The 15,797-nt window shown below is 50.4% G+C and carries 15 protein-coding genes; 7 read left to right on the top strand and 8 right to left on the bottom strand.

Going from position 1 to position 15,797, the window contains the following annotated elements; translation table 11 throughout:
• The first annotated feature begins 138 nt into the window (after positions 1-138).
• Positions 139-1,446 carry a dicarboxylate/amino acid:cation symporter gene (locus Q399_RS0118180; RefSeq protein WP_031571012.1) on the top strand — a complete coding sequence of 436 codons (1,308 nt, stop codon included), beginning with the start codon at positions 139-141 and terminating at the stop codon, positions 1,444-1,446.
• Positions 1,447-1,513: 67 nt separating this feature from the next.
• On the opposite strand, the gene Q399_RS0118185 is transcribed toward Q399_RS0118180, so the two are convergent.
• The 3 genes from Q399_RS0118185 to Q399_RS0118195 form a co-directional block, all read right to left on the bottom strand.
• Positions 1,514-2,167 (bottom strand): class I SAM-dependent methyltransferase, encoded by a 654-nt coding sequence (locus Q399_RS0118185; protein ID WP_031571015.1) that lies wholly within the window; start codon positions 2,165-2,167, stop codon positions 1,514-1,516.
• A 1-nt stretch (position 2,168) separates the two neighbouring features.
• Positions 2,169-3,158 carry a protease SohB gene (gene sohB / locus Q399_RS0118190; protein ID WP_031571017.1) on the bottom strand — a complete coding sequence of 330 codons (990 nt, stop codon included), beginning with the start codon at positions 3,156-3,158 and terminating at the stop codon, positions 2,169-2,171.
• Positions 3,159-3,336: 178 nt separating this feature from the next.
• Positions 3,337-5,748 (bottom strand): VolA/Pla-1 family phospholipase, encoded by a 2,412-nt coding sequence (locus Q399_RS0118195; protein WP_031571019.1) that lies wholly within the window; start codon positions 5,746-5,748, stop codon positions 3,337-3,339.
• A gap of 223 nt (positions 5,749-5,971) precedes the next feature.
• Here Q399_RS0118195 and Q399_RS0118200 point away from each other — a divergent pair, with 223 nt between their 5' ends.
• Positions 5,972-6,715: a YciK family oxidoreductase gene (locus tag Q399_RS0118200; RefSeq protein WP_031571020.1), complete on the top strand. Its 744-nt coding sequence runs from the start codon at positions 5,972-5,974 to the stop codon at positions 6,713-6,715.
• An 81-nt stretch (positions 6,716-6,796) separates the two neighbouring features.
• Here Q399_RS0118200 and Q399_RS0118205 read toward each other — a convergent pair whose 3' ends face one another.
• On the bottom strand, positions 6,797-7,333 hold the full coding sequence (locus tag Q399_RS0118205) for an H-NS family histone-like protein (RefSeq protein ID WP_031571022.1): 537 nt from the start codon (positions 7,331-7,333) through the stop codon (positions 6,797-6,799).
• Between the two features lie 176 nt (positions 7,334-7,509).
• On the opposite strand from Q399_RS0118205, the gene can reads away from it, so the two are divergent.
• Positions 7,510-8,163, top strand: a complete 654-nt coding sequence (gene can, locus Q399_RS0118210; RefSeq protein WP_031571024.1) for a carbonate dehydratase — start codon at positions 7,510-7,512, stop codon at positions 8,161-8,163.
• Here the strand turns inward: can and Q399_RS0118215 are convergent, their stop codons facing one another.
• The 3 genes from Q399_RS0118215 to purU are packed head-to-tail and all read right to left on the bottom strand — an operon-like array spanning position 8,164 to position 10,030.
• Positions 8,164-8,697 (bottom strand): hypothetical protein, encoded by a 534-nt coding sequence (locus Q399_RS0118215; RefSeq protein WP_031571027.1) that lies wholly within the window; start codon positions 8,695-8,697, stop codon positions 8,164-8,166.
• Positions 8,687-9,175, bottom strand: coding sequence for an acyl-CoA thioesterase (locus Q399_RS0118220; protein ID WP_031571030.1), 489 nt, complete (start codon positions 9,173-9,175; stop codon positions 8,687-8,689). The genes Q399_RS0118215 and Q399_RS0118220 overlap by 11 nt, the downstream gene beginning before the upstream one ends.
• 21 nt (positions 9,176-9,196) lie before the next feature.
• Positions 9,197-10,030 carry a formyltetrahydrofolate deformylase gene (gene purU / locus Q399_RS0118225; protein WP_031571032.1) on the bottom strand — a complete coding sequence of 278 codons (834 nt, stop codon included), beginning with the start codon at positions 10,028-10,030 and terminating at the stop codon, positions 9,197-9,199.
• 158 nt (positions 10,031-10,188) lie between these two features.
• Between purU and tsaA the strand changes: the two genes are divergently transcribed.
• The 4 genes from tsaA (at position 10,189) to Q399_RS0118250 (ending at position 14,164) form a co-directional block, all read left to right on the top strand.
• Positions 10,189-10,977 (top strand): tRNA (N6-threonylcarbamoyladenosine(37)-N6)-methyltransferase TrmO, encoded by a 789-nt coding sequence (gene tsaA, locus Q399_RS22395; protein ID WP_084164507.1) that lies wholly within the window; start codon positions 10,189-10,191, stop codon positions 10,975-10,977.
• Positions 10,949-11,950, top strand: coding sequence for a Kelch repeat-containing protein (locus tag Q399_RS0118235; RefSeq protein WP_245612936.1), 1,002 nt, complete (start codon positions 10,949-10,951; stop codon positions 11,948-11,950). Before tsaA ends, Q399_RS0118235 begins: the two co-directional genes overlap by 29 nt.
• A 52-nt stretch (positions 11,951-12,002) precedes the next feature.
• Positions 12,003-13,727, top strand: a complete 1,725-nt coding sequence (locus Q399_RS0118240; protein WP_031571040.1) for a proline--tRNA ligase — start codon at positions 12,003-12,005, stop codon at positions 13,725-13,727.
• A gap of 140 nt (positions 13,728-13,867) precedes the next feature.
• A complete protein-coding gene (locus Q399_RS0118250) occupies positions 13,868-14,164 on the top strand; it encodes a DUF6170 family protein (protein WP_031571043.1) in 297 nt (98 codons plus the stop codon).
• A 63-nt stretch (positions 14,165-14,227) separates the two neighbouring features.
• Here Q399_RS0118250 and Q399_RS0118255 read toward each other — a convergent pair whose 3' ends face one another.
• Positions 14,228-15,724, bottom strand: a complete 1,497-nt coding sequence (locus tag Q399_RS0118255; protein WP_031571046.1) for a peptide MFS transporter — start codon at positions 15,722-15,724, stop codon at positions 14,228-14,230.
• Positions 15,725-15,797: the final 73 nt, after the last annotated feature.

Raw genomic sequence — 15,797 nt, forward strand, 5'->3', positions numbered from 1 at the left:
ATTTATGACTTTTCCTAGCTTAGCCGATTAACCCGCGCGGCTGCGAGAATTTACTCGGGCTAAAGCACAAATTTTTCTTTTAGTTCAGAAACTGCTAGATTACGCCGTCCTTAACTCTGTTATAACCCATGTGCCCAGATGACTACAAACACAAAATACAATCTGACCACGCGAATTCTGCTCGCGATGGCCATCGGCATTCTTGTCGGTACTCTGTTTAAATTTCTGTTGGATGGCCAGGCCGAGCGCGTAGTTGATGTTGGCGTTTTCAGCTTTGGGATCAAAGCGTTATTTATCGATGGTTTTTTTCATGTCGGCGGTCAGATTTTTATCGCCAGCTTAAAAATGCTGGTCGTGCCTTTAGTATTGGTGTCGCTGATTTGCGGCACCAGCTCACTGAAAGACATCAGGACTTTGGGGCGGATCGGCAGCAAGTCGATGAGCCTTTATATTCTGACGACAGCGCTGGCGATAGCGCTGGCTGTGTTCTTTGCAACACTGGTTAAGCCTGGCGAGGGTGTCAACATGACACCTGCCAGCGATTTTAATCCGGGTCAGGCGCCAGGTCTGGCGCAAGTATTCATCAATATGTTTCCAAGTAATCCGATTGATGCCATGGCCAAAGGCGAAATGCTACAGATCATTGTGTTTGCGGTGTTGTTTGGTGTGGCCTTAGCGCTTTCAGGAGAAGCGGGTGAACGTCTGCGGCTTATGTTTGAAGATATCAATACCGCAATGATGAAATTAGTCGGTATCGTGATGCATTTTTCGCCATACGGCGTGTTCTTCCTGATGGCGAAGCAGTTCACTATTCTGGATCTCAGCGATATGGCGAATCTGGCGAAATACTTTGGCCTGGTGCTTTTTGTACTGGTGTTCCATGGTGTGGTCGTTTATGGCGCTTTTATTACTTTTGCGGCCCGCCTGAATCCGTTGATGTTCTTCAGCAAAATGAAAGAAACCGCCCTGTTTGCCTTCAGCACATCCAGCAGTAATGCGACTATCGCCAGCAATATGACCACGACCACGCAAAAACTGGGTGTTGATAATAAAGTCGCTTCTTTCACTATTCCGCTTGGTGCCACTATTAATATGGATGGCACAGCCATTATGCAGGGCGTTGCCACGGTATTTATCGCTCAGGTTTATGGGATTGACCTGACTTTCAGCGATTATCTGTTGGTAGTACTGACCGCAACGCTGGCGTCTATTGGTACTGCCGGTGTACCTGGCGTCGGTTTGGTGATGCTGGCAATGGTGCTGCAACAGGTCAACCTGCCGGTTGAAGGGATTGCGCTGATTATTGGTGTCGATCGCTTACTGGATATGACGCGCACCGCGGTTAATATCACCGGCGATGCCATGGTGTCTTGCCTGGTCGGTAAAAGTGAAAACTGCTTTGACGAAGCGGTTTTTAACGACCCCAAAGCCGGTCAGTTGAGCTGACACTCTTAATCAAAAAATAGCCGGCGTTCGCCGGCTATTTTCTCTCAAATATCTGTCTTGCCTGACATCATTGTTGCACAGACGGCCACTGGATCCGCCAACAGGTCTCGACGAGAGACGAGGTCTCAAAACGGCGTCTGGCAAAGCCGTGTCCGGTCAGGTCGCGTTGTTGCCACAAAGTCACTTGTGCAAAGCTAAACAGCTCAGAGATTTCTTCAGCTGGCACGCTAAAAGGCGGGCCATTTTTTTCTGCTACCGGATACTCCAGACTTAACAGCAACATATCAGCAGCTGGCATTAAAGCCCGCAACTGCCGGACATAGTCCCGGCGCATCGGCGCCGGTAATGCGATCAGCGCGGCTCTGTCGTATATGCGACGGCATTCGGCAACCTGCTCAGGTCTCAACGCAAAAAAGTCACCTTGCCAGAGCCGGATCACCTCTGTTTCGTAACAAACAAAAGCAGCTGATTGCTTGCGTGTGGCCTGCAGTTGATTTTCCGCAAAAAAGTCCCGGCAGGCGATCTCTGACAATTCAGCCCCTACAACAGGTGCCTGCTGCGCTAGGAACAACAAGTCTGGCGATTTACCACATAAAGGTACAAACACCTGACTGGCATTGAGCCAGTCTGACGGGGCCGAGCGCAGCAGCGGATGCGCGTCTTCCTGTTGCCAGCCCAGCTGATTTTGCTGCCAGCATTGCAGCCAGAAATCTTGCTGCATCTCAGCGCCAGAACGTCAGCTGCTGCAGTTGCTGCAGACTGCTTTTAACGATGCTTGCTGCGGTCAGACCGGCTTTTTCCGCCAGCGATTTACGCACTCGATACTGCACTTTATACACCTGACGCTCTGCCAATTGAGAGATTAGATAATCGTCACTGGTACAAAGTGTATCAACCAGTTTCAGTTCCAGAGCCTGATATCCAAACCAATGCTCACCTGTGGCTACTTCATCGATATCCAGTTGCTGGCGGTGGCGCTGCACAAAATGTTTAAACAGCACATGGGTTTCTTCCAGTTCGCGCTGAAATTTTTGTCGCCCCTTGTCGGTATTCTCACCAAATACTGTGACAGTGCGCTTAAATTCACCAGCGGTGAATTGTTCAAATTCGATGTGATTCTTTTTCAGTAATTTATTGAAGTTCGGTAACTGTGCGATCACGCCGATAGAACCCAGTATGGCAAAAGGCGCCGCGATGATTTTGTCGGCAATGCAGGCCATCATATAGCCACCACTCGCCGCGACCTTGTCGACTGCAACTGTCAGAGGAATATTTTTCTGCCGGACCCGCTCGAGCTGCGAAGCGCCAAGGCCATAACCATGCACCACCCCACCACCGGATTCCAGCCGGACCAGCACAGCATCATCTTTATTTGCAACGGCCAGCACTGCGGTCACTTCTTCACGCAGCGCATCGACTTCGTGCGCATCCATACTGCCGTTAAAGTCGATAACAAACAGCCGGTGCTGCGGTTTTTCTGTCTTATCTGCATGTTTTTGCCACTGTTTATAGGCTTTTTTATCCAGCAGCTGTTGCTGCAAATCAGCCTGTAAATGCTGGTAATCCGCCGACAAATCATCAAAACATAATTCACCTTTGCGCGCTTTTGGCTTCACCGACGCAACAACGACCATCACAATCACAGCGCCGATTGCCAGCACCATCGTCAGGGTTTTGGCCAGAAACATGCCGTATTCCAGTAAAAATTCCACAGAATATCCTCAAATAATTGAATTGCTTGCATTCTAGCGCGTCAGTGCATAAGCCGCATAGTCACAGAATGAATGCGTGCCACACAGTGAGGCTGACTCGTGCTGGCCTGCAGGCACCACAGTTTATTGCAGGCGAAAAAAAACCCGGCACTGCCGGGTTTTCCATCAGACGTGATGATTACTGTGCTTTTAACACCGCAGCATTCGTCACCTGTATACCTGCGCCACGATTAACAAAGAACGATACCGTTTGACGCTGCATTTCTGCGGTCGCTGCGGCACTTGCTGTTGGGCTTAAAATGGAGGCGTGGTCACCTTCAGTGAAGCGGGCTATCGACGGACGGTCCAGCACATAACCACCAGCCTTGGCAGGCAGACTGGCTGCGCCTAACAGTCGTGCCAGTGGCTCAGTACCGCCTAACGGCATGTTAACCGCCTGGTTCGGGATCACCTGGTCAGACTTATTAGTACCGCCATTGCCAACCACTTCCAGGATATGCACTGGTGTTTTACCAGCCACATGCATCGCTGCGTAGTTGTTCGGGTCGCCGGCATCGGTAATGGTCTGCGCAGCAAACACAAACTGGCTCAGAGTTGCACTGATGGCTGTCAGTGCTGCAACCTGGCCTTTGGCAGTCAGGTCAGCCAGATAACCATCAACAAAGCGGGCCGCACAACCAGCATAAGTCGCTGCGTCTACACAGACTTTCTGTGCATCGACATAAGCTTTAAAGCCTGGTGATAAGGTGGCAGAACCCAGCATTACCGCTGATTTAATAGTGTTACCAAACTCTGGTGATTCCAGCAGGAAATTGGCAACAGCCCCGCCTGGCATCGCCAGCGTGCTGGCTTTAATTTTGTATAAAGCATCTGCAGTCGGAATGCCGGTTGACGCATTTGCTAAAGCCACCATGCTGGCACCGGTGATAGCACCCAGCGAGTGACCAATAAACTGCACGTCCTGAGTATTAATCAGGCCTGCTGTGTTATTGAAGTTCAAACCCAGACGCAGGCCCAGCATGTCAGCGATACTCTGACGCAGGTTATCGCGGGTAACCAGCATATCCGCTAAATTCATATAGACAGTGGCGTTGCCAGATTCCTGGCAATAAGCTCCGGATGCAGTGATATCTTTTTTGCCATCACCGTTCACGTCAAAACCGCGACTGCCGTGTAATGGATGGTCGATCGCCACAGTGGCAAAGCCTTGTGACGACAACGCCCCAGTGATGGCCAGCATGCTTTCTTTACAGCCGGTAATACCATGCTGCAAAATCACCACAGGCCAGCCAGCTTCCGGCTTTTTCAGACCAAATGCTTCGACCGGGACTGTCATCTGCACCTGCAGAGTCTGCACTGAATTGACTTTCGGCACGACGTTAAATTTAGTCAGATGGCGTTGTTTATCGATGCCAAAATCACGTAAAGCACCACCACTGGCGCCTTTACAGACCGCATCGTTCTGCAGCTGTGCCGGCGTGGTAATACCCGCTTCCAGTGCAGTTTTTTGTGCATCTGTTAATGCCGCGATCATCGCGCCACTATCGCAGCGTCCAGTCCAACGTGTGTTCAGCGCCGCAGTTGGTGCTGCAGCTGAAGAAACGCCCAAATAATATGGCAGACTGATAGTACCGGCATAATATTGTGCCAGTTTAAAGGCAAACCGCGGGTCAGCCGGATTGTCCGGAATAGTCGCGCCTGGGAATAAAATATCAGACACCAGTTTACCGGTATTCTGCACTACAACTTTTGGCGGTGTATTGCCATTGAGTGCACTTGGCAGCATCAGTTGTTTCACTGTGGCCAGCACGTTTGCCGTCGATTGAGTCGTTATGGCTGCGGTATAAATAATAGAGTCTTTCGCAATAGACTGTGTCGACACTGCATTTTCAAAGCTGTTGATTACGCCTTGCAATGCACGTTGTGCTTCAGAGCCAAGCGGCATTGTCGCCAGATCCTGTTTCACCAGCTCGTAAGTGGTAGATGGCAACACACTGCGGCCTTCAGAATCTTTCAGGTTATTTGTCAGCACCAGAATATATGTGGTAGCTGGTTTTAGCGGTTTTAACGGGATCACTGCGACATTATTGCCAACGGCCTTAGTCACAAAATCCTGACCATAAGTCAGCTGGCCAACAGCTTTACAAGCCACGCCGCGTGGTACTGTGCGGCAAGAAGCATCAGTTGAAGCCGGGTCACCCATTAACACTTCAACGAGACGAACTGAATCTGGGCGTGCCGCACTGGCTGCGTCCAGACTGACACCACCGGCAAAGGCCAGTTCGATGCTAAACGGATTCTGGGTTGACCAGCCATCAAGCGCACCCAATGCCGTTTGTGGGTCTGTGTAGTTCGGTGTGGCAGCCGCTTCACCCGGCATCACTAAAGTGCCGTCTGTGGTGCCCTGAAACAACAAGTCATTCGGCACAGATACTTTACTGGCGGTAGGATCAAACACCACACGACTGGCAGGAACCAGAACCTGGTCATTATTTGCCGTATCTTGTTTGATATCATTCAGTGAGTCACCACCACAGCCGGTCAGCCCAAGCGCGCTGGTCACCGCCAGGCTAATCAGAAGCTTCTTCATACGTTCTCCCCGTGTCCTGATTTTTTATTATATTTCCGCAGCTTAGCTAGGCTGCAGATTAAAATTCCTTTGTGTAGACTGGTAACAGCTACGACCAGTTAAACTTAACCCAATCAGAAAAAATTCGCTAGGGCTAATCTGCAGTTCTCTGAAGAAAGGTGCAAAAAGCCTGACAACCCTGTATTCTGCGCGCGATTTCAGCAGCTGCACAGGTTGTTTTCTCATGCATAATTTTCAGGCAAAGCCAGATGAACTGGCAGGTAAAACGATTTTAGTCACTGGTGCCGGTGACGGTATTGGCCGTCAGGCCGCGCTCTCTTTTGCTCTAGCCGGCGCGACAGTGATCCTGCTTGGCAAAACCACAAAAAAACTCGAAGCCGTATACGATGAAATCGTCGCCAGCGGTGCGCCGGAGCCGGCGATAGTGCCGCTGGATTTAAACGGTGCCACCAAACAACATTACACCGACATGGCGAATACTATTAAAGCAGAATTCGGCAAACTCGATGGTCTGTTACACAATGCCGGTATGCTTGGCGTGTTGACACCTTTTGAGCATATCGATCTGGAAACCTGGCAGAAAATTATGCAGGTCAACGTGACAGGCGCGATGCTGATGACGCAAGCTTTATTACCTGTGATGGCACTGGCACCTCAGGCGTCGCTGGTCTTTACGTCATCCGGCGTTGGGAAAAAAGCCCGCGCTTACTGGGGGCCTTATGCGGTGTCAAAATTTGCCACCGAAGGATTGATGCAGCTGATTGCTGATGAGTACGAGCATTCAACTATCCGCACGAACTGTATCAATCCCGGTGCCACGCGCACCAAAATGCGCAATGCCGCATATCCGGGTGAAGATCAGCGCCTGCTCAAAACGCCGGCCGAGATTATGCCGCTGTATCTGTATCTGATGTCAGACCAAAGCGTGCATATCAATGGCCAGTCGCTGGATGCGCAGCCGAAGTAACCAGCCACCCATCACGATCAGGCATAAAAAAACAGGAGCTTTTAGCTCCTGTTTTTTTTAACTGATATTTCGCGTCGCCTATTAACGCTTAGTCAGGATCTCTTCATGATGCGCCGCAGCCCACTCATTCCACACGTCAACTTTAGCATTATAGTTCAGCAGCGCCTGGCTACCTGCTTCAGCTAACAGAGCGTCGATCTGTTTCACATATTTCTTCTCAACTTTTGAGAAAGGAACTACGTCAATACCTTTGTCGTTCAGTGCTTTTTTCATCGTATGAGTTTTCAGCAACTGCAACTGACCATTTTCAACGTAGAAGAACTGGCTTTCTTTATTAATTGTTTTGAACTTTGGCTTCACCGGACGTTTGGCATCATCCTGTTGTACTTCTTCTTCCTGATTCAATACAACGGTGCCTTCGGCATTTAATTTGTAACCCAGCTGTTCTAGCGTGAAGCCTTGAGCACGGGCGAATTCGCGCACTTTTTCCAAGACTTCAGATTCTTTTTGCCGCTCATCCAGTACCGATTTTAATACATCAATTACTTCCTGTAATTTTAATACAGACAACTCTTTTGCTGCTTTTTTTAACTCACGTTTATCAAGTAATAATGACATACAGCGAACCTTCTATGTTAGCGATATAATATCTGACGACATCTTAGTGATATTCAATAAAAAAAGAAATGGGGATATAATAATTTCCACAGCAGATTACAAGAATCCTAGCTGGTCGGTGCTGGCATTTGAGCCGAATTCAGGTATCTTAGCCCAAATTTGTCCGGGGATCTGAGATGCAATCTTTACAACACTTGTTCGAAAACAATAAGGCATGGGCTGACCGTATCGAGCGGGAAGCGCCAGGATTTTTCAAGAAATTGTCGGCACAACAAGCACCTGAGTATCTTTGGATCGGCTGTTCAGACAGTCGGGTTCCGGCCAATGATATTGTTGGTTTATTACCAGGTGAGTTATTTGTGCATCGTAACGTCGCCAATCTGGTACTGCATGCAGACATCAATTGTTTGTCTGTATTGCAATACGCCATTGATGTTCTGAAAGTGAAACATATCATCGTCTGTGGCCATTACGGCTGTGGTGGCATTAATGCTGCTATTAGTAAACAAAAAGTCGGCCTGGTGGATAACTGGCTACGTAATATCAAAGACATTTACACCATGCACAAAGCAGAACTTGAGGCGCTGGAAACGGAAGCAGAGCGGCAAAACCGCATGTGCGAACTCAATGTCATGGAGCAAGTGCGTAATGTGTGTCATACCAGTGTGGTGCAGGATGCCTGGGACCGTGGCCAAGAACTGGCAGTGCACGGCTGGGTGTATAGCCTGCGCAACGGCCGGGTGAAAGATTTAAAAGTCAGCCACTCCAGCGCCGACCAAATCGACAATATCTATGCGCTGGATATGACCGACGATCTGAAAGACAAATAGTTATTTAAATACAACCTGCGCATCCGGTGCCTCTGTATAGACGGCACTGTGACCCGCGACCCATTTGCCTTGCTGCAGATATTCTGAGGTCGTTGTCAGTGTGGTGTCAGCTAACTTCGATGAAGAACGAACTTTGGTAATGCCGTTGGCATTATTTTCCACCGTTTCTTCCGCTGTCAGCGTCTTCGTTTTGCTGTCTACCGACATAGTGCCATGCGTATAAAAACCGGCGGTGGTGAAATAATAATAAACCAGCGCCTGCTGTTTCTTGTCATAAAACAGCATCGTCTCACCACCATATTCCCCTTGATTCACCGAGTGAATGATTTTAATCGCTGTACCATTCAGCGCCCGTTCCCAACGGCTGATATCAATCATTTCCGGTTGTCCCGGCTGTGACAACAGACCGCGCCAGGTTTTACCGATATAAGGCCGCAGTGGCTCCAATTCCGCACTGAGTGTGAGCTGCTCTGCTGCAGATAAAGGACCAACAACAAATAGCAACGCACTGAGCCAATACGCTTTAATTTGCATGCTGCTGCTCCTGATAGAAATCCAGCATTTGCTGTTCGACAGTCTGGGAAAACTGCTTCATTTGAATGGCATATCGTTCGAGAAACTGATCTTCGGCGGTTTCCGGCACCCAGGCCGGGACTTTGGCCGTATTGCCCTGCTCGTCCAGTGCAACAAAGGTGATGATGCAGTGATTGGTTTCCGCCAACTCGCCACTTTTACTGTCACCAGAGCGCACCTGCACAAAAATATGCATGCTGGTACTACCGGTGTGCACCACTTTAGCTTCCAGTTCCACTAAATGACCGACCAGAATAGGCCGACGAAAGCGAATAGTCCCCACCGACACAGTGACGCAATACAGCCCGCTCCAGCGCGCGGCACAGGCATATGCAGCCTGATCCAGCCATTTCATCACCATGCCACCATGCACTTTGCCGCCAAAGTTGACATGGGTTGGTTCGGCCAGAAAACGAAACTCTACTGTTCTTGGCTGCATTGTGGATCCTCATATTGTTTTTCAGAGTATGACGGTTTTATTGCCGTGTACAAACACCCGGTCTTCAACCACCAGTTCCAGCGCTTTGGTCAGCACATTTTTTTCCACATCTCGGCCGGCTTTTGCCATATCTTTTGCACTATATGTGTGGTCAACATTAGTTACCATTTGCTTGATGATTGGCCCTTCATCCAGATGATCGGTGACAAAATGCGCGGTTGCGCCAATGATCTTCACGCCGCGATTAAAGGCCTGGCGATAAGGATGAGCACCGATAAACGCCGGTAGAAAACTATGATGGATATTGATGATTCGATTTGGATAGGCAGCAACAAAATCCGGGCTTAATACGCGCATAAACTTGGCCAGCACCAGATAATCCGGCTGATACTGTGCGATCTGTGCCGCTAATAATTGTTCATGTTCTACCCGGCTTACGCCCTGATGATCAATAAAATGATAAGGCAGGTCGAATTTTTCCGTCAGTGCCTGCAAATGTGGGTGATTACCGATAACTGCCGCAATATCCAGCTCCAGCGAGCCATCAAACACTTTCATCAGAATATCGCCGAGACAATGTGCTTCTTTGGTGACCAGAATCACCACACGTTTTTTTGCGGTGCCCACTAATTGCCGTTCACTGCCGTGAGGCAAAGCGCGGTCCAGGTCCAGCAACAATGTATGATCATTGAATATGCCTTCGAGCTGAGTGCGCATATAAAAGCGGCCGGAATCCGGGTCGACATATTCGGTATTGCGGGTGATATTCAGCTGATGCTTGTAACAAATATTGGTAATTTGTGCGATCAGGCCTTTTGAATCCGGGCATTCAATCAATAGTGTTTTCTGTTCCATCGAATCACAACTCTCTACTTCATTGGCAAACAAATCACTCTAGACACCCAGACAGCCAAGAGCAAGCACTTCTGCATCCGAAGCGGCTGAACCTTGTTGTTTGCCCAGCAGCACCGGATAATGTCAGAAGATACCAGAGAGAGATTGTTGTTCTGCCCATGGACCATACATTTAACTTCCCGGCGCTCGGATTTATCCAGTCGCCTTATAAACAGAAATTTGCCATTCCACGCCAGCCAGGCCTTATTCCGGAAGCGCGCGGGGAACTGGTTTTGCATCCGCCTTATGCCGATGATGCGATAGTGCGCGGCATCGAAGCTTTTTCGCACTTGTGGCTGGTGTTTGTGTTCCACGAAACGGCGGACAAAGGCTGGTCACCCATGGTGCGGCCACCGCGCCTTGGCGGTAATACCAAAAAAGGTGTGTTTGCTACCCGCGCCACTTTCAGGCCCAATCCGATTGGTTTGTCTGTGGTCAAACTGGAAGGTGTCAGCCGGCGCGGCGAATTACTGGTATTACATTTATCCGGCATTGATCTGCTTGATGGTACCCCCGTATTAGACATCAAGCCGTATCTGCCCTATTCAGATTCTTTACCAGATGCGTTGAGCGGTTTTGCTGATGCTGCGCCAGAAACTGCGATGACGGTCAGTTTCAGTGAGGCAGCTGTGCAGTTTTGTCAAAAGCAGCGTCAATATCCACACCTGCAGCTGTTTATCGAAAAAGTGTTGAAACAGGACCCGCGGCCACCATATAAAAAACAGCGCGAAGACTTACAAACTTATGGTATGACTTTGTATCACTACAACATCAAATGGACAGTCGATGGCAACCACAACCACGTTACCGACATTTTCGTACTCCCTGAACAGCACGTTACTGCTGAGCCTGCTGCTGACACCAGCCCTGGCGCAGACGCTGCCGCCGTTACCGGAGCCGGTCAGTAATAATCCGGTTTTAACGACTACTATCCGCGGTAAAACTTATGTTGCCAGTTTCGCCGGGCTTGGCGAAGGCAAAACGGCTGCCGACGCCCACAGCAAAGCCTGGATGTTGCTAGCCGGCGACAGCAGCTGGCAAAAATTGCCGAATGTACCCAATAGTCTTGGCCACAATAGCCGTCTCGCGATGACGGCGACTGTGCTGGAACAAAACTTTTATCTGTTTGGTGGTTATTCTGTGGCCCGCGATGGTACAGAAGTCACACAGCCGGACAGCTATCGTTTTAGTGTGATCAGTAAAAACTACACCAAATTGCCGGATATGCCGGTGGCGGTCGACGACAGTGTCGCCCTTGCTTATCAGAGCCGTTATATCTACCTCATCAGCGGCTGGCATAACGACGGCAACATTAACCTGGTGCAGGTATTTGATAACTTCACGCAAAAATGGTCTCAGGCGACACCTTTCCCCGGCACTCCGGTGTTTGGCCATGCGGGTGCAATTGACGGCAATGTCATGGTGGTCTGTGACGGCGTTGCCACCGCGTTAAATCCAGCGGGCGAGCGCAGCTATGTCGCAAGCCCGGCCTGTTATCGTGGCGATATCGACAGCAGCAATGCGCGCAAAATCAGCTGGAAAGCTATCCCGCATCCAACCGGCACCGCACGTTACCGTCAGGCCGCACTGCCGGTTGCTGTCGACGGCGAGCGTTATCTGGCTTTTATTGGTGGCAGCTCCACGCCTTACAATTACAACGGCATCGGTTACAACGGCAAACCAGCTGAACCGGACAATCAGGTCTGGTTATATCAGCTCGCAACACAAAAATGGCGGCGTGGAAAAACCACTGAAGCGGTCATGGACTTGCGCAATCTTATCGAAATCGACGGTGAGGTATACAGCCTTGGCGGCATGGGCGCCGGCCAGCAAGTACAATCAGGTTTGAGAAAACAGCAAATCACCCTTCTGCCCGACTAAACCCCTTGTTAGAATAGGGCCAAATTATTTGTATTTCAGAGTGAACTCAGCAATGCGCACCAGTCAGTACCTGTTATCCACCTTAAAAGAAACGCCGGCCGATGCCGAAATTATCAGCCATCAGTTGATGCTGCGTGCCGGCATGATCCGCCGTGAAGCGTCCGGCATGTACACCTGGCTGCCGAACGGCATCCGGGTGCTGCGCAAAGTTGAAGCTATTGTCCGTGAAGAAATGAACAAAGCCGGCGCTATTGAGGTGCTGATGCCGATGGTGCAACCGGCTGAACTCTGGCAGGAATCCGGCCGCTGGGAAAAAATGGACGCAGAATTACTGCGTTTTAAAGACCGCCACCAGCGTGACTTTGTTCTGGGCCCAACCCATGAAGAAGTCATCACTGACCTGGTGCGCAAAGAAGTCAGCAGCTACAAACAGCTGCCACTGAATTTGTACCAAATCCAGACCAAATTCCGCGACGAACGCCGGCCACGTTTTGGTGTGATGCGCGCGCGTGAATTCCTGATGAAAGATGCCTACTCTTTCCACCTGAGTCAGGAATGTCTGGAAAAAACCTATCAGGCGATGTATCAGGCCTACAGCAATATCTTTACCCGTTTAGGCCTTGAGTTCCGCCCGGTCTTGGCAGACACCGGCGCCATCGGTGGCGCTGTCTCCCACGAATTCCACGTCCTGGCCTCATCAGGTGAAGATGCCATCGTGTTTTCTGATGCCAGCGATTATGCGGCCAACATCGAAAAAGCCGAAGCACTGGCCCCGACCACGCCACGGCCTCCAGCGACAGCGCCTGTCACAGAAATCGCCACACCAAATGCCGGCACTATCGCTGAAGTTGCCGCATTGTTGGCCGTTGACGCCAGCCAAATCATCAAAACATTATTGGTGTACGGCGAGCGCACAGATGAAAAAGGCCCGCAGCCGCTGGTCGCACTGTTATTACGCGGTGACCATGACCTGAACGAAATCAAAGCGGAGAAACTGGCCGGCATCCAAAGCCCGCTGACCTTTGCCTCTGAAGCCGACATCCGTGCCGTCACCGGCGCCTCAGCCGGCTCACTGGGCCCGGTTGGTTTATCTATTCGTATCGTTGCTGATCGCAGTGCCGCTGTGCTGGCAAACTTTGTTTGTGGCGCCAATAAAGATGGTTATCACTTAACCGGCGTCAACTTCGACCGCGACATCGCAGCTTATGAAGTCGCTGACCTGCGTAATGTGGTCGAAGGTGACCCAAGCCCTTGTGGCAAAGGTCACTTAGTGATTAAACGTGGTATTGAAGTGGGTCATATCTTCCAGCTCGGCGACCGTTACGCCGCAGCGATGAAAGCCGGCGTGTTGAATGAAGAAGGCAAACATCAGATCATGACGATGGGCTGTTATGGCGTCGGCGTGTCCCGTATTGTGGCGGCGGCGATTGAACAGAACCATGACCAATACGGCATCATCTGGCCTGCCGCTATCGCACCATTCCAGGTCGCTTTAGTGCCGATGAATATGCATAAATCTGTGCGCATTCAGGACACCGCCGAAGCGCTCTACCAGGCGCTGACCGCGGCCGGTGTAGAAGTGTTATTCGACGACCGTAAAGAGCGGCCGGGTGTGATGTTCGCTGATATGGAGCTGCTTGGTGTGCCGCACCATATCGTCATTGGCGAGCGCAATCTGGATGAGCGTCAGGTCGAGTACAAAAACCGTCGCAGCGGCGAAAAATCGCTGTTGTCGATTGATGACGTGGTGGCAGAGATTTTGGCCAAACTCGCTTAATCTGGGGCTGCATCATCCAAAGGCCGGCGTACCGGCCTTTGTTATTTCCGGCGACGCGGTTTTTGGCGGGCTTGATTCTGGCTAATCTGCGGCAGCCGCTACCGCGTATAACCGGTAAATTGAATGAATAAAGGTATGTTATGTTCTGGAACAGTCGTGCTTTACCTGAACTGCAGCAACTGAATTTTCGCGACCGGATGGCGGTTTTACGCCGGGCCTCTGATCAGCTGCCGACGCCGCAGAAGCTTATCCTCAATGTCTGGAAGCTTTGTGTGTTAATCCCACCCTTTATGCTGATCGCCCGTGCTGACAACATCTGGCAAGGCATTGGTTTTGCGGTGGCGCTGGTGCTGCTGTATCCGCTGCTGACCAGACCAGTCACTTTTGCATTAGTCCGCCCATTGTTGACACAGGCGCGGCGGCAGCTGCAGTTATAGTCACTACAGACGTCAGTCATAAAAAAAGCGCCAACCGGCGCTTTTTTATTTGACGCAGCAGCGTTATTTCACGCCATGCATCAGTTTATTAATCAACGGCGAAATCACCAGCAGCACAATACCGGCACCTAACAGCAGATAGAAGCTGAAGCTAAAGCCCGCTAATGCAGATTGCACTGTCATGCCGGTTTCACCGGAAATTTCACCAGCCAGCAGGCCTGACAAGTTATTACCAGTTGCTACTGATAAGAACCAGGCACCCATCGCGAGGCCGACATAACGTACTGGGGCCAGCTTGGTGACCATAGACAGGCCGATCGGTGACAAACACAGCTCACCAATTGACTGCAGCACATAACATAGTACCAGCGGCCATAATGGGATCAGACCATTGCCATCAACCAGTTGCGTCAAGGCGTACATCAGCACTAAAAAGCCTAAGGCGTTGCCAAGTAAACCCAGACCAAACTTAAACGGAATAGTCGGTTCCATTTTGCGTTTACTGGTGAAATACCAGACCGCACTGACGATAGGGGCAAACACAATAATCGCCAGCGAGTTTACTGACTGGAACCAACCGGTTGGGAAGATAAAACTGGCATCACCGAATACATCGCGATTCACCAGATTCTGGGCGAGGAAAGTAAAGGAACTACCAGCCTGTTCAAAGAACATCCAGAAGGTTACGTTAAAACCGAATAACAGCAGCAAGGCACAAACACGATGCATCTGCACTGTGCCGTTTTGTTTGCCTTCCACCAGCAGCATCAGCGCAACAATGATAAACAACACGCCGAGGACCCAGGCTAAGGTTTGCGCACCCATGCCGGCCATCAGGAAATAGACTGTCGGTATTGCCACAACAATACCCGCAATAACGTAAGCCAGCATTTTACCGGCCGGTTTATCTTCCGGCACCACGCCAATGCCTTTTAACTGGGCACGGCCGATATAAAACCAGATGGTGCTTAACAACATACCCACACCGGCAGCGCCAAACACTGCTTTGTAGTTCTGATGTTGTGGCGTGCCAAAAATTTCACTGGCTAACCAGCCGGTGATTAACGGCGACAACATACCACCAAGGTTAATCCCCATATAAAAAATGGTGAAACCACGGTCGCGGCGGTCATCACCTTGTTCGTACAGCTGACCAACCAGCGACGAGATATTCGGCTTAAACAGACCATTACCAACCACAATCACTGCAAGGCCCAGCAAGAACAGCTCAAGGCTTGGGATCATGATCATAAAGAGACCAATCGACATCACCACAGCGCCAAGTAATATCGAGCGCTGATAACCAATCACCCGGTCAGCGACATAACCACCGAAAATCGCAGTGGCATATACCAGCGCCAGATAGGCACCGTAATAACGGCTGGCGTCAGCTTCACCAGCGGCATTGCCTTCATAAAACTGCGCAACGATATACAGCGTTAACGCCCAACGGATGCCGTAAAAGGCAAAACGCTCCCAAAATTCTGCCATGAATAACATCCACAGCGGTTTGGGGTGGCCCCACAACGTATCAAATTGTTTAGCTGCTACCTGGTTCATCGGCAGCTCCGGTTCATCTTGCAGCACAGCAGCGCAGGCTGTGGCTGAGTCACAGGGGTTTGGGTCATGGTGG

The organism is Rheinheimera texasensis DSM 17496, assembly GCF_000711985.1.
In the GTDB taxonomy this organism is placed as follows: Bacteria; Pseudomonadota; Gammaproteobacteria; order Enterobacterales; family Alteromonadaceae; genus Pararheinheimera; species Pararheinheimera texasensis.

Excerpts from the sequence above, each read along its gene's own strand:
- purU (WP_031571032.1), bottom strand. The coding sequence starts at position 10,030 with ATGGAACAGAAAACACTATTGATTGAATGCCCGGATTCAAAAGGCCTG.
- Q399_RS0118185 (WP_031571015.1), bottom strand. The coding sequence starts at position 2,167 with ATGCAGCAAGATTTCTGGCTGCAATGCTGGCAGCAAAATCAGCTGGGC.
- Q399_RS0118250 (WP_031571043.1), top strand. The coding sequence starts at position 13,868 with ATGTTCTGGAACAGTCGTGCTTTACCTGAACTGCAGCAACTGAATTTT.
- can (WP_031571024.1), top strand. The coding sequence starts at position 7,510 with ATGCAATCTTTACAACACTTGTTCGAAAACAATAAGGCATGGGCTGAC.
- Q399_RS0118180 (WP_031571012.1), top strand. The coding sequence starts at position 139 with ATGACTACAAACACAAAATACAATCTGACCACGCGAATTCTGCTCGCG.
- Q399_RS0118195 (WP_031571019.1), bottom strand. The coding sequence starts at position 5,748 with ATGAAGAAGCTTCTGATTAGCCTGGCGGTGACCAGCGCGCTTGGGCTG.
- Q399_RS0118220 (WP_031571030.1), bottom strand. The coding sequence starts at position 9,175 with ATGCAGCCAAGAACAGTAGAGTTTCGTTTTCTGGCCGAACCAACCCAT.
- Q399_RS0118240 (WP_031571040.1), top strand. The coding sequence starts at position 12,003 with ATGCGCACCAGTCAGTACCTGTTATCCACCTTAAAAGAAACGCCGGCC.
- Q399_RS0118255 (WP_031571046.1), bottom strand. The coding sequence starts at position 15,724 with ATGAACCAGGTAGCAGCTAAACAATTTGATACGTTGTGGGGCCACCCC.
- Q399_RS0118205 (WP_031571022.1), bottom strand. The coding sequence starts at position 7,333 with ATGTCATTATTACTTGATAAACGTGAGTTAAAAAAAGCAGCAAAAGAG.
- tsaA (WP_084164507.1), top strand. The coding sequence starts at position 10,189 with ATGGACCATACATTTAACTTCCCGGCGCTCGGATTTATCCAGTCGCCT.
- Q399_RS0118215 (WP_031571027.1), bottom strand. The coding sequence starts at position 8,697 with ATGCAAATTAAAGCGTATTGGCTCAGTGCGTTGCTATTTGTTGTTGGT.
- Q399_RS0118200 (WP_031571020.1), top strand. The coding sequence starts at position 5,972 with ATGCATAATTTTCAGGCAAAGCCAGATGAACTGGCAGGTAAAACGATT.